Here is a 12,281-nt window from a genome sequence, read left to right as displayed (position 1 = left end):
GTTGGTCAGGGGCCCCTGGAGTTTCTTGGTGCGGCTCGCCCCACTCAGGCGAGCGGGAAGCTCGGCGGGAGCAGTTCTACCGTGGGCCGGTGGGCGTGGTCGGATGCGCTGAGCGACGCCATGTAGCGGTTCAGGAAATCCTGCGCACGGCGGCGGTGCTCGCTCGTGTCCACGGTGATGATCCGGTGGTCCTCGACCACGGTCCGGCCGGCGACGACGACCCGTGAGATGTCCCGCCCGTCGGCGTTGAGGACCAGGGTGCGGATGGGGTCTGGGTATGGGCCGATGTGACGTCCCGTGAGATCCAGGACGAAGTAGTCCGCCTGGCAGCCGGGCGCGAGGCGTCCGAGGTCGTCCCGCCCGAGGGCTTCTGCGGGATCGAGGGTCGCGGAGCGGAAGAGGTCGCCCGCCTGGGCCGCCGCCCGGTCTCCGGTGACGGTCTTCTGCATGGCCATGGCGAGGTCGAGGCCGCGGATCATGTTCGGCGGCGCCGAGTCGGTGCCCATCACCACCCGGATCCCGCGGGCGCGGTACTCGTCGTAGTCCTCCAGCACGCTCCCGTAATGGGCGGAGGGGATGGGGCAGAACACCACGGTCGTCCCCGTCTCCGCGAGGAGGGCGAGATCGTCGCCGGCGCCGAATGCCTGAGGCACATGACGGTGGCCGGGCACCGTCCAGGCGTGCGGGATAAAAGTGCGTTCCCCCAGGAAGCCGATCGAGTGGAGGTAGGGGAGGGGGCGGAGCCCGGTGCGCTCGATCATGGTCTCCACCTCGGACAGCCCCTGCGCGGCGTGGAGCCGGACCGGAATCCCCAGCTCGTCGGCCGCCCGGCGCGTGAGCCGGAGTGTCTTCTCCGTCTGCGTCTCGATCCGGGCGGGCAACAGGGCGGTGCGGATCCTTCCATACGCCCGTCCTTCGTGGTCCTTCGCGAAGCGGATGGCTTCGGCCAGCCCGTCCAGGCCCCGCTGCTCGTCCTCGTGCAGCAGCACGCGTGTCCCGTCGGTGTAGGGGACGTGGGTGCGGTAGCTGGGACCGAGGTACGCGCGCAGGCCAATGTCCTCGACGGCCGAGGCCAGGCGCGCCAGATCCTCATAGTCCTCGCACCAGTCGAGGTAGCTCTCCGCCGCGATCGGCATGAGGGTGGTGATGCCGTTGAGTGCGAGCTGTGTGAGCGCGAACTCGCGGCGGAAACGCAGTTCCTCGGGAGTGAAGACCGGCGCGTGGTCCTGGAGGTATTGCTCTGACCAGAGGAGGCCGAGCCGGGTGTTCGGCCCGTGCCAGGAGTCGAAGATCGCGTGGTCGATGTCGGCGAGGGCGTTGAGATCGATGAAACCGGGGGAGACGATCGAGAGTCCCGCGTCGATCTCCCGGTCGACCGGCCCGGAGTAGTCCCGGCCGACGAAGAGGATGGTGCCGTCCTCGTGGACGAGTTCGGCGTCCGGCAGGATGCGATGATCACCGTCGGCGTAGCCGATGATGAAGGCCGCCTTGATGCGGGTGATCACTCGTATGCTCCTCGGATGGCTGGGGGAGTGTGGGGTCACCGGTCGGGAACCCCGCCTGACCAGGATGGCATCCCCGGTGTTCCAGGACCAGCAGGCTCCGCCGTTCATAGCGCGTACGTGCTAAATCCCGGCCTGCAGCGGTTGATGGCAGTGCCGTGCTGTTGTCGCGGTGTCCCGCCACTGTGCCCGCCGCGGCGGCTGGGCACCCCGACGCACCGACGCCCCGACACGACGACGGCGGCGGCCACCGCTGAGGTGACCGCCGCCGTCGTGCTCCGAAGCGTGAATGCCCTACTTGGCGATCTTCGGCTTCACGTCCTTGGTGTAGATGCCTTCGAGGGTGCCCTTCAGGGTGGTGAGGCTGCTCTTCACATCGGCCTTCTGGGTCAGGATCGCCGCGGCAGCCTTGGCCATCTCCTGGTCGGCGCCCGGCAGGAACACGCGGGCGTTGTCCTGCTTGCGGGTCACGGCCAGCTGGTCCATGGCGATCTTGATCTGAGGCGTCTTGGCCAGCGCCGAGGTCATGTCCGCGGACTTGCGGGTGGGCATGTAGCCGGTGGCCGCGGAGAAGAGCGCGGTGTTCTCCGGCTCGGTCACGAACTTCAGGAACGTGGCGGCGGCGAGCTGCTGGTCCTTCGGCACACCGGCGGGGATGCCCAGGCCGGCGCCGCCCGTGGGGCAGACCGGGTTCTGCGAGGCGGAGCCGCCCGGCAGGAAACCGACGCCCACGTTGAACTTGGCGCCCTGCAGCACTCCCACGAGCGAACCCGTGGAGGACAGGGTCGCGGAGGCGATGCCCGCGGAGAAGTCGTCCGCGGAGTCCTTGGAGGAGACGCCGGCCCAGCCGTCCTTGTAGACGGAGTCCTGAGCGAACTGGAGCGCCTTGACGTTGGCGTCCGAGTCGGCGGTGATGTCCCAGTCCTTGGACCAGCCGCCGCCCTCACCCCAGAGGTTGTTCTGCAGGGTCCAGCCCGCGTAGCCGGCCAGCGCCGGGTACATGAAGGCGAACTGCGCCTTGGACGCGGCCTTGAGCTTCGGCGCCCACTCGGCGAACTCGGCCCAGGTCTTCGGGGCGCGGTCCGGCAGGCCCGCCGCCTTGAAGTGGTCCTTGTTGTAGTAGAAGAGCGGAGTGGAGCGGGCGTACGGCATGGCCCACTGTTGGTTGTCGTAGCCGTAGTCCGCCACGAGGGTCTCGCGGAAGTCGGACATGCTGAAGTCGAGCTGCTTGATGAGGCTGTCCAGCGGGATGATGCTCTTGTTCATGTAGTAGCGGAACCACCACACATCGGACAGGACGACGAGCGCCGGCAGCCCGCTCTTGGCGGCCTGTGCGGTCTGGAACTTCTGGGCGATCTCCTCGTAGTCCTTGCCGCCCGTGATGAGGTTGACCTTGATATCCGGGTGCTTGGCCTGGAACTTCTCGATCAGCTGCTTCTCGACGTCCTGGGACTTCCCGGGGTGGGTGGACCAGAAGTCGAAGCTGGCGGCGGGCTTCACGCCGGAGAAGTCCGTGTCGGCGGCGGCCTGGGAGGCTCCGCCACCCCCAGTGGAGGGGCCGCCGCAGGCGGCCAGGGCGGCAGTGACGGCCGCGGCGGCGGAGAGGCCGAGGAATTGACGACGGCGCAGTGGCGTGTTCATGAGGTGACCTTTCAGTGATGCTGGGGTGCGATGGTGCTGGTGTGGTGTCGGTGGGGAGGCGCGCCTCCCGGGGTGGGGCCGGAGATCAGCCCGTGACGCTGCCCTGGGTGAGGCCGGCGACGATGTAGCGCTGGAGCATGGCGAAGATGAGGAGGACGGGCAGGATGACCAGGACCGAGCCGGCCATGAGGATGCCCCAGCCGGCGCCGTTGCTCTCCGAGTTCTGAAGGAGTGTCAGGCCGACGGGAAGGGTCATGCTCTCGGGGCGGTCCGTGATGATGAGAGGCCAGATGTAGTCGTTCCACTCGCTGACCACGGTCACGAGGCCCACGGTGGCGATCGAAGGGATGGAGACCGGCACCACGACCCGCCAGAGCCGGCGCCAGTGCCCGGCTCCGTCGAGCTCCGCGGCTTCCAGGATGGAACCCGGCAGGGTGAGGAAGTGCTGACGGAGCAGGAAGGTCCCGAAGGCGGTGCCCAGGCCCGGCAGGATGATGCCCCACAGGGTGTTCTTCCCGCCCAGCCCGGCGATCAGGATGTAGTTCGGCAGGATGGACACCTGGGCAGGGACCATGAGGGCCACCAGGATGATCACGAACACGACGTTCTTGAACGGGAACCGGACGAACACCAGGGCGTAGGCCGTCAGGATGGCCAGGCTCACCTTGATGGCGGAGCCCACGGCCGTGACGATCACGCTGTTGAGGAAGAACTGTCCGAACGGCACGGTGGTCATGGCCGTGTGGTAGTTGTCCAGAGTGGGCGCCTGGGGCAGGATCTTCAGGTCCGTGGTGACGATCTCGCCGGGCTGCTTGAAGGAGCTCAGCACCATCCAGAGCAGGGGCAGGAACACCACCAGGGTGGCCACGATCAAGGGGATGTAGCCGCCGGCGAGCGTGGCCACGAGGTTCTTCCGGCTGAGGGCGCGGGGACGGCCGTCGGTCAGAGTGCTCATGCGTAGTGCACCTTCTTCTCCACGAAACGCAGCTGGAGGACGGTGACAACCAGAAGGATGGCGAACAGCACCACGGAGATGGCCGCCGAGTAGCCGGCGCGGTTGTAGGCGCCGAAGGCCTGCAGATAGGCCTCGTAGATGAGCGTGCTGGTGCCGTTGCCCAGCGGCGTCATGATCCGGATCAGGTCGAAGGCCTGGAGCGAGCTGATCATGGTGGTGATGAGCAGGAAGAACGTGGTGGGGGAGAGCAGCGGCAGGGAGATGCTCAGGAACCGCCGCGCGCCGTTGGCGCCGTCCAGGGACGCGGCCTCCATCACCTCGGTGGGCAGCGACTGCAGGCCTGCGAGGAAGACGACGGCGCAGTAGCCGAGGTTCTTCCAGACGTAGACCACGATCACCATGACCAGCGCCAGCTGGGGATCGTTGATCCATTCGGGACTCTTCAGCCCGGCGCCGCGTAGGATCCAGGCCAGGACGCCGTAGCCGGGGTCGAAGATGAACAGCCAGACCAGGCCGACGCCGACACCGGACAGGACGTAGGGGGCGAACACCGCGGCGCGGGCGAAGGTGGTGCCCTTGACCTTGGCGTTCAGGGCGAGGGCCACCAGGAGGCCCAGGACCATCGAGCCGCCGACCGTGAGCACGGTGAACACGGCAGTGGTCCCGAGGACACGCGGCGCGTCCGGGCTGGTGAAGAAGGTCAGGTAGTTGCCGAACCCGACCACGGTGGCCTCCGCCGAGCCGAGCGTCCAGTCGAGGGTGGAGTAGTAGATGTTGTTCAGCAACGGCAGGTAGGTGAAGACGCCGATCAGCAGGAGGTTCGGCGCTGCGAAGGCGAGGAACACCAGGAAGTCACGACGGCGCCGGGGGCTCCAACCGCGTTTCCGTTCCGCCGTCGCTGGGGCGGGAGCGCCGGCGGCGGCCCGGGGAGGGGCCTGCGTCACGGGGCGCTGGGCAAGGGGAATCTCAGTATCAGTCATCAGGGAATCTGGGTCGTTCCAACCTGCGTCAGAACGCGCAGGACATGCTCACTTCACCACAGCGGCGCGCGTTGCGGCCCGGGTTTCCGGGCCATCCGGGCAGAGTTCCCGGACACTTCAGGGCCGGTTCGCCGGACGGCCACCGGAGCGGCACCTCGCGTTCACAAACGAGGGGCGACTCCCGGTTCCGGGAGCGTTCCTGCGACGCGTCCCCGGTGGACCGGAGTGCCGGGGAGGACAATGAAGGCATGGGACGGATCACGGAGGTGCCCGGGGTACGGGTGGGTCATGCGGAACACGTCGGCGACGGATGGCTGAGCGGGGTCACCGTGGTGCTGCCGCCGCCCGGGACTGTCGGGTCGGTGGATGTGAGAGGCGGCGGACCCGGGACCCACGAGACCGACGCCCTGGACCCCAGCACACTGGTCCCGACCGTTGACGCGGTCGTCCTGACCGGCGGCAGTGCCTACGGACTCGCCTCGGCGGGCGGGGCGCAGCTCTGGTGCGAAGAACAGGGCCTGGGCTTTCCGGTGCAGGGCGGCGTGGTGCCGATCGTCCCGGCCGCCGCGATCTTCGACCTGGGGCGCGGAGGCGACTTCCGCGCGCGCCCCGATCTGGAGATGGGGTACCGGGCGGCGCGGGACGGCGGATCGCGCGAGCCGGGGCACGACGTCGAGCGGGGCAACGTCGGCGCCGGAACCGGCGCGCTGATCGCCCAGGGCGCGTACAAGGGAGGGCTCGGAACGTCGGCCGTCCACCTGGACGGCGGCATCGTGGTCGGAGCGCTCGCGATCGTCAACGCGCTGGGTTCTCCGATCGGACTCGAACCAGCAGCAGCGCAGCGAGGGAATCCTGTCAGCGCGCGTACAAGCGAGGAACGAGCGAGCGCGCGGAGGATTCCTCCCGACTCGCAGGCGGCGGTGCCCGAATCCGTGCCGGGCGCAGGCTCGCTCAACACGACGCTCGCCGTCGTCGTGACGAATGCCGCGCTGGACGCCGCCCAGTGCCGCCGCACCGCGACGGCGGCGCACGCCGGCCTGGCGCGGGCCCTGAACCCGAGCCACACCCTGGCCGACGGGGACACGGTGTTCGCGCTCTCGACCGGTGGATCCGCAGGCTGGACCGGGCTGGATCCGGCGGCCCGGACCGCGTTCCTGATCGGTCTGCAGAGCGCCGCGGCCGAGGCGGTCCGCCTGGCGATTCTGGACGGCGTGGCTCAGGCGGAGGCCATCACGACGCCGGCGGGGACGTTCCCGGCATTCGGCGATGGGGGTGCGTGATCCGTCAAAGGACGGCTATCATGGCCCGATTTAACTTCTGGCACCGGATGCCGTACAGTTGATGGTTGGTTGTCTGTTCCGTCATGCCCTCTGCGCTTCCGAGCGTGTGGGGTCGGCCCACTTCAGGGTGGGAATGCATGGACTGGCAGCCTGTGGGAATGATCCCACAGGAAAACACCCATTGCCTGCTGAGCACACCCGTGCTCTCCGGCACAACAGTTAGCGGAGGATATGGCCAAGAAGGACGGGGTCATTGAGATCGAAGGCGTGGTGACCGAAGCGCTGCCCAACGCGATGTTCCGTGTTGAGCTGACGAACAAGCACATCGTCTTGGCACACATCTCTGGAAAGATGCGTCAGCACTACATCAGGATCCTCCCGGAGGACCGCGTGGTGGTGGAGCTGAGCCCGTACGACCTCACCAGGGGTCGTATCGTCTACCGCTACAAGTAAAGACCACTGCCGCGGTCCGCCGTGGCAGAGGACAACTGCAAACACGCAAAGGAAAGCCATGAAGGTCAAGCCGAGCGTCAAGCAGATCTGCGACAAGTGCAAAGTGATCCGCCGTAACGGCCGGGTCATGGTGATCTGCGAGAACCCGCGCCACAAGCAGCGCCAGGGCTGATTCCCCTTCGGGGACCACACTGGACTGCTTGCCCACGCAAGTAATAGATAAGGCAGCACAAGCTGCGCTGGGACGTAATGGGCCCGGACAGCTAACCCCCGGTCGGAGGCTGGGGCCGCAGTGAAACTGCGGGTGTACTGCCTACGACCTCCGGTTCAATCAAGGAGTACCGCCAAACATGGCTCGTCTCGCTGGCGTTGACATCCCCCGCGAAAAGCGGTTGGTGATCGCGCTTACTTACATCTACGGCGTGGGCAAGACCCGTGCACAGGAAACCCTGGCTGCCACCGGCATCAGCCCGGACGTCCGGGTCAAGGACCTCAGTGACGCTGAGCTGGTTCAGCTGCGTGACTACATCGAGGGCAACTACAAGGTTGAGGGTGACCTTCGCCGCGAAGTGGCTGCTGACATCCGCCGCAAGGTCGAGATCGGCAGCTACCAGGGTCTGCGTCACCGCAGGGGCCTGCCGGTCCACGGTCAGCGCACCAAGACCAACGCTCGTACCCGTAAGGGTCCGAAGCGGACCGTCGCAGGCAAGAAGAAGGCCGGCCGCTAAACCCCTTGGGTTTAGCTCCGGGTTTCCCAAGAAACTTTCTGTAGGAGAAAAGCATGCCCCCGAAGACTCGTGGCGCTGTCCGCAAGCCGCGTAAGAAGGACAAGAAGAATATCGCGCTTGGACAGGCGCACATCAAGAGCACTTTCAACAACACCATCGTGTCCATCACGGACCCGTCCGGTGCTGTGATCTCCTGGGCTTCCGCCGGTGAGGTCGGCTTCAAGGGCTCCCGCAAGTCCACCCCGTACGCCGCGCAGATGGCTGCTGAGACTGCCGCGAAGCGCGCGCAGGAGCACGGTCTCCGCAAGGTGGACGTGTTCGTGAAGGGCCCGGGCTCCGGCCGCGAAACGGCTATCCGTTCGCTGCAGGCCGCCGGCCTCGAGGTCGGTTCCATCCAGGACGTGACCCCGAGCGCTCACAACGGCTGCCGTCCGCCGAAGCGCCGCCGCGTCTAGTAGCAGTGGCCTGGTCATGCCGTCATCACCGCCTCGGGCGGCGGTGACGGCATGACCGACGGAACGACGTCGATTTCCACTACCTGTGTTGCGTCATATAGCGGATGCTCGCTGAAAGGAAACATAAGTGCTCATTGCACAGCGCCCCACCCTCACTGAAGAGGTCGTTTCCGAAAACCGCTCCCGGTTCGTCATCGAACCGCTGGAGCCGGGCTTCGGTTACACTCTCGGCAATTCCCTGCGTCGTACCCTGCTCTCCTCGATCCCCGGCGCTGCTGTCACCAGCATCCGGATCGACGGCGTGCTGCACGAGTTCACCACTGTTCCGGGTGTGAAGGAGGATGTCACTGAGATCATCCTGAACATCAAGAACCTCTCGGTGTCCTCCGAGCACGATGAGCCGGTTGTCGCATACCTGCGCAAGCAGGGCCCCGGTGTCGTCACCGCTGCGGACATCGCTCCGCCGGCCGGCGTGGAATTCCACAACCCGGACCTGCACATCGCGACCCTGAATTCCAAGGGCAAGTTCGAGCTCGAACTGACCATCGAGCGTGGCCGTGGCTACGTCTCCGCTGCTCAGAACAAGGCTGGCGACTCCGAGATCGGCCGTATCCCGGTCGACTCGATCTACTCGCCCGTCATGAAGGTGACCTTCCGCGTGGAGGCCACCCGTGTCGAGCAGCGCACCGACTTCGACAAGCTCGTCGTCGATGTCGAGACCAAGCAGTCCATCGCCCCGCGCGATGCCGTCGCTTCCGCCGGCACCACGCTGGTCGAGCTCTTCGGTCTGGCCCGCGAGCTCAACGTTGCCGCTGAGGGCATTGAAATCGGCCCGTCGCCCACGGACGCTGCTCTGGCAGCCGACATGGCGCTGGCCATCGAGGAACTGGACCTCACGGTCCGTTCCTACAACTGCCTCAAGCGCGAGGGCATCCACACCGTGGGCGAACTCGTGGCGCGTTCCGAGGCCGACCTGATGGACATCCGGAACTTCGGTGCCAAGTCCATCGACGAGGTCAAGGCCAAGCTTGTTGAACTGGGTCTCTCTCTGAAGGATTCGCCTCCCGGATTCGATCTCGCCGCCCGCGCGGCCGCGATCGATGAGGACGACGCGACCTTCAGCGACGAAGAAGCCTGATAAAGCAGATTTTGGTTCTCCCGGGCCGTTGATGGTCCGGTGAAGCCACCCATCTAGGAGATAGAACTATGCCTACCCCCTCCAAGGGTCCGCGCCTGGGCGGTGGCCCGGCTCACGAGCGCCTGATGCTCGCGAACCTGGCCGCTCAGCTCTTCGAGCACAAGCGCATCACCACCACGGTCACCAAGGCCAAGCGCCTGAAGCCGTACGCCGAGCGTCTGGTCACCTTCGCCAAGCGTGGCGACCTCGCCTCCCGCCGCCGCGTGCTCGGCCTGATCAGCGACAAGGGCATCGTCCACGAGCTGTTCACCGACATCGCCAAGCAGGTGGAGAACCGTCCCGGCGGCTACACCCGCATCACCAAGATCGGCAACCGCAAGGGCGACAACGCCCCCATGGCCGTGATCGAGCTCGTGCTCGAGCCGCTCTCCGCAAAGCAGGCTGTTGTGGCCGAGGCCACCAAGGCTGCTGAGAAGGCCGCTCCGGCCGAGGAAGCCGCTGTCGAGGCTCCGGCCGAGGAGACCACTGAGGTCGTCGAGGAGACCGTCGAGGCTCCCGTCGCCGAAGAGGCCACCGAGGAAGCAGCTGAGGAGAAGGACGCCAAGTAAGGCGCCCTCCACCCAGTAGACTTTGGTCTATGCAGTTCGAAGAACCCGTCGTCACCCCCACCGGTGACGGCGGGTTTCTTCGTGTCCGGATGGGGCTGGCCTACGACGGCGCCCCGTTCCGTGGCTGGGCCGTGCAGCCGGGACTGCTCACGGTCCAGGGCGTGCTGGAGGAAGCCCTCGAGATGGTCCTTCGCCGGCCCGTGCGCCTCACGGTCGCCGGGCGCACGGACGCGGGCGTCCATTCCCGCGGCCAGGTGGTCCACTGGGACACCACCGAGGCCGAGTGGGAGCGCGTGGGCCGCGGGAACGTGGACGGCGCTGCCAAGACGCTGCAGCGCAGGCTCCGCGGCACCCTGGCGAAGGTTCTGGGGGACCTGAACGGCGCCGTCGTCGTGCACAGCGTGGAACTCGCGGCAGAGGGCTTCGACGCCCGCTTCAGCGCCCTGTGGCGCCGCTACAGCTACCGGATCGCCGACGACGCGCGGAGCTGGGATCCGCTGGGCCGCTCGCTCGTGCTGTGGCACAAGAAGCCGCTGGACACCGAGGCGATGAATCGCGGCGCCGCGCAGCTCCTGGGCCTGAACGACTTCCGGTCGTACTGCAAGCCCCGCGAAGGGGCGACCACAGTTCGCGAGCTCCAGCGCTTCGACTTCGAGCGGGGCGCGGACGGCGTGATCACGGCGCACATCCAGGCCGACGCGTTCTGTCACAACATGGTGCGGGCGCTGATCGGCGCCACGCTGACCGTGGGGGAGGGCGCCGAGCCGCCGCCCTGGCTCTGGGAACGGCTGCTGGAGAAGCGGCGTGACTCGCGATCGGTCCTGGCGCCGGCACATCCCCTGGTCCTGGAGTGCGTGGCCTACCCCGAGGACGACCAGCTCAAGGCCCGCGCCGACCAGACCAGGGCCCTCCGGGACTGAGGGCGACGCGAGCGCTTTTGCCTGAACGGGTCATTAACGATAAAGTTTTAAGTCGTTGTGCGTGTGCCCTCTCGATGTTGGGTGCCGGCCGGATGATTCTGTTGCATGGATCGTGTATCTGGTCGCGCTATCGAGCTTCGGGTCTCACTGGTTCCCTAGAGCCCTCACCTCTGATCCGGTCGCACAGGAACCCTTCAGCAGGAACTCACGCCTGCTGAAACTACTTTGAACGCCAGAACAAGAACGAGGCATACACCGTGCGTACGTACACCCCGAAGCCCGGCGATGTTGATCGCCAGTGGCACGTCATTGACGCAACCGACGTCGTCCTGGGCCGTCTTGCCAGCCACACCGCCAATCTCCTGCGCGGCAAGCACAAGCCGACCTTCGCCGCTCACATGGACATGGGCGACTTCGTCATCATCATCAACGCCGAGAAGGTGGCCCTGACCGGCGCCAAGCTCGAGCAGAAGCGCGCTTACCGCCACTCCGGTTACCCGGGCGGCCTCAAGAGCGTCAACTACGCCGAACTGCTGGAGAAGAACCCGGTTCTGGCCGTGCAGAAGGCCGTCAAGGGCATGCTGCCGAAGAACTCCCTGGCTGCCGCTCAGCTGACCAAGCTGAAGGTGTACCGCGGTGCTGAGCACCCGCACGCCGCTCAGCAGCCCCAGACTTTCGAAATCACCCAGGTCGCCCAGTAGTCCTGGCCACCACCCAACTTATTTTTCAAGGAGAATCGTGGCTCAGAACGAAGAACTGACCACCGAGGCCGTCGAGGCCGAGGAAATCCCCACCAGCTACACCTCGGAGAGCGCCCCGGCGCAGGCTTCCGAGCAGAAGGAGCGCCCGGCCCTGACGGTGCCCGGCTCCGGTGTCGGCCGCCGTAAGGAAGCCATCGCCCGCGTGCGCGTCGTTCCGGGTTCCGGCAAGTGGACCATCAACGGCCGCGAGCTGGACAACTACTTCCCGAACAAGCTGCACCAGCAGGAAGTCAACGAGCCGTTCCGCATCCTCGAGCTCGAGGGCGCTTACGACGTCATCGCCCGCATCCACGGTGGTGGCCCCTCCGGCCAGGCCGGCGCGCTGCGTCTCGGCATCGCTCGTTCCCTGAACGAGATCGACGTCGAGAACAACCGCCCGACCCTCAAGAAGGCCGGCTTCCTGACTCGTGACGCCCGCGTCATCGAGCGTAAGAAGGCCGGTCTCAAGAAGGCCCGTAAGGCTCAGCAGTACTCCAAGCGCTAAATCGCGCCTACCAAGAAAGCGGCTCGCAGCGCGAGCCGCTTTCTTGGTGCCTCGGCGCGATTCAGGGCTTGGCTCCACAAGCGCTGGGCGCGTCGTCTTCCCCCAAGGGCCGGTCGCAGAGCGACCGGCCCTTTCGGGTCCCTCGGCAGAAATCAGGGCTTGGCTCCACAAGCGCAGAATTCTCGGCCTACCAAGAAAGCGGCTCGCAGCGCGAGCCGCTTTTTTGGTGCCTCGGCGCGATTTAGCGCTTGGCTCCACAAGCGCTGGGCGCGTCGTCTTCCCCCAAAGGGCCGGTCGCAGAGCGACCGGCCCTTTGGGGTCCCTCGGCAGAAATCAGCGCTTGGCTCCACAAGCGCAGATTTCTCGGGGCCGTCGG

14 protein-coding genes are annotated in these 12,281 nt (G+C 66.6%); 10 read left to right on the top strand and 4 right to left on the bottom strand.

Annotation, left to right across the window (positions count from 1 at the left end):
* Positions 1-44: 44 nt before the first annotated feature.
* The 4 genes from QFZ52_RS11630 to QFZ52_RS11615 form a co-directional block, all read right to left on the bottom strand.
* Positions 45-1,505 carry a chlorohydrolase family protein gene (locus tag QFZ52_RS11630; RefSeq protein ID WP_307497767.1) on the bottom strand — a complete coding sequence of 487 codons (1,461 nt, stop codon included), beginning with the start codon at positions 1,503-1,505 and terminating at the stop codon, positions 45-47.
* A 291-nt stretch (positions 1,506-1,796) separates the two neighbouring features.
* Complete coding sequence (locus QFZ52_RS11625) at positions 1,797-3,143, bottom strand: ABC transporter substrate-binding protein (RefSeq protein ID WP_307497766.1); 1,347 nt, start codon at positions 3,141-3,143, stop codon at positions 1,797-1,799.
* An 85-nt stretch (positions 3,144-3,228) separates the two neighbouring features.
* Entirely contained in the window at positions 3,229-4,098 is an 870-nt protein-coding gene (locus tag QFZ52_RS11620) for a carbohydrate ABC transporter permease (RefSeq protein ID WP_307497765.1), read from the bottom strand.
* Positions 4,095-5,078 (bottom strand): carbohydrate ABC transporter permease, encoded by a 984-nt coding sequence (locus QFZ52_RS11615; protein ID WP_307497764.1) that lies wholly within the window; start codon positions 5,076-5,078, stop codon positions 4,095-4,097. Before QFZ52_RS11615 ends, QFZ52_RS11620 begins: the two co-directional genes overlap by 4 nt.
* Positions 5,079-5,326: 248 nt before the next feature.
* Between QFZ52_RS11615 and QFZ52_RS11610 the strand changes: the two genes are divergently transcribed.
* From QFZ52_RS11610 to rpsI, 10 genes are all read left to right on the top strand, one after another.
* Entirely contained in the window at positions 5,327-6,358 is a 1,032-nt protein-coding gene (locus QFZ52_RS11610) for a P1 family peptidase (protein WP_307497763.1), read from the top strand.
* Positions 6,359-6,589: 231 nt separating this feature from the next.
* Positions 6,590-6,811 carry a translation initiation factor IF-1 gene (infA, locus tag QFZ52_RS11605; RefSeq protein WP_009358723.1) on the top strand — a complete coding sequence of 74 codons (222 nt, stop codon included), beginning with the start codon at positions 6,590-6,592 and terminating at the stop codon, positions 6,809-6,811.
* A gap of 58 nt (positions 6,812-6,869) precedes the next feature.
* Positions 6,870-6,983, top strand: coding sequence for a 50S ribosomal protein L36 (gene rpmJ / locus QFZ52_RS11600; protein ID WP_011775570.1), 114 nt, complete (start codon positions 6,870-6,872; stop codon positions 6,981-6,983).
* A 178-nt stretch (positions 6,984-7,161) separates the two neighbouring features.
* The gene (rpsM, locus tag QFZ52_RS11595; protein WP_066211481.1) at positions 7,162-7,539 is read left to right on the top strand and encodes a 30S ribosomal protein S13; all 378 of its coding nucleotides are present in this window, start codon (positions 7,162-7,164) and stop codon (positions 7,537-7,539) included.
* Positions 7,540-7,592: 53 nt separating this feature from the next.
* Entirely contained in the window at positions 7,593-7,994 is a 402-nt protein-coding gene (gene rpsK / locus QFZ52_RS11590; protein ID WP_066211479.1) for a 30S ribosomal protein S11, read from the top strand.
* 127 nt (positions 7,995-8,121) lie between these two features.
* A complete protein-coding gene (locus QFZ52_RS11585) occupies positions 8,122-9,132 on the top strand; it encodes a DNA-directed RNA polymerase subunit alpha (RefSeq protein ID WP_066211477.1) in 1,011 nt (336 codons plus the stop codon).
* 68 nt (positions 9,133-9,200) lie between these two features.
* A complete protein-coding gene (gene rplQ / locus QFZ52_RS11580) occupies positions 9,201-9,740 on the top strand; it encodes a 50S ribosomal protein L17 (RefSeq protein WP_278267065.1) in 540 nt (179 codons plus the stop codon).
* Positions 9,741-9,769: 29 nt separating this feature from the next.
* Positions 9,770-10,660: a tRNA pseudouridine(38-40) synthase TruA gene (gene truA / locus QFZ52_RS11575; RefSeq protein WP_307497762.1), complete on the top strand. Its 891-nt coding sequence runs from the start codon at positions 9,770-9,772 to the stop codon at positions 10,658-10,660.
* A gap of 257 nt (positions 10,661-10,917) precedes the next feature.
* Complete coding sequence (rplM, locus tag QFZ52_RS11570; RefSeq protein WP_066211456.1) at positions 10,918-11,361, top strand: 50S ribosomal protein L13; 444 nt, start codon at positions 10,918-10,920, stop codon at positions 11,359-11,361.
* A 37-nt stretch (positions 11,362-11,398) separates the two neighbouring features.
* Positions 11,399-11,905, top strand: a complete 507-nt coding sequence (rpsI, locus tag QFZ52_RS11565; protein ID WP_307497761.1) for a 30S ribosomal protein S9 — start codon at positions 11,399-11,401, stop codon at positions 11,903-11,905.
* Positions 11,906-12,281 lie beyond the last annotated feature (376 nt).

This window comes from Arthrobacter woluwensis, assembly GCF_030816155.1.
GTDB classification, from domain to species: domain Bacteria; phylum Actinomycetota; class Actinomycetes; order Actinomycetales; family Micrococcaceae; genus Arthrobacter_E; species Arthrobacter_E woluwensis_A.
Note: the sequence above shows the minus strand (reverse complement) of the source record. Positions and strands in the feature narration are given on the sequence as shown.

Excerpts from the sequence above, each read along its gene's own strand:
- rpsM (WP_066211481.1), top strand. The coding sequence starts at position 7,162 with ATGGCTCGTCTCGCTGGCGTTGACATCCCCCGCGAAAAGCGGTTGGTG.
- infA (WP_009358723.1), top strand. The coding sequence starts at position 6,590 with ATGGCCAAGAAGGACGGGGTCATTGAGATCGAAGGCGTGGTGACCGAA.
- QFZ52_RS11620 (WP_307497765.1), bottom strand. The coding sequence starts at position 4,098 with ATGAGCACTCTGACCGACGGCCGTCCCCGCGCCCTCAGCCGGAAGAAC.
- rpmJ (WP_011775570.1), top strand. The coding sequence starts at position 6,870 with ATGAAGGTCAAGCCGAGCGTCAAGCAGATCTGCGACAAGTGCAAAGTG.
- QFZ52_RS11625 (WP_307497766.1), bottom strand. The coding sequence starts at position 3,143 with ATGAACACGCCACTGCGCCGTCGTCAATTCCTCGGCCTCTCCGCCGCC.
- QFZ52_RS11615 (WP_307497764.1), bottom strand. The coding sequence starts at position 5,078 with ATGACTGATACTGAGATTCCCCTTGCCCAGCGCCCCGTGACGCAGGCC.
- QFZ52_RS11610 (WP_307497763.1), top strand. The coding sequence starts at position 5,327 with ATGGGACGGATCACGGAGGTGCCCGGGGTACGGGTGGGTCATGCGGAA.
- truA (WP_307497762.1), top strand. The coding sequence starts at position 9,770 with ATGCAGTTCGAAGAACCCGTCGTCACCCCCACCGGTGACGGCGGGTTT.
- rplQ (WP_278267065.1), top strand. The coding sequence starts at position 9,201 with ATGCCTACCCCCTCCAAGGGTCCGCGCCTGGGCGGTGGCCCGGCTCAC.
- rpsK (WP_066211479.1), top strand. The coding sequence starts at position 7,593 with ATGCCCCCGAAGACTCGTGGCGCTGTCCGCAAGCCGCGTAAGAAGGAC.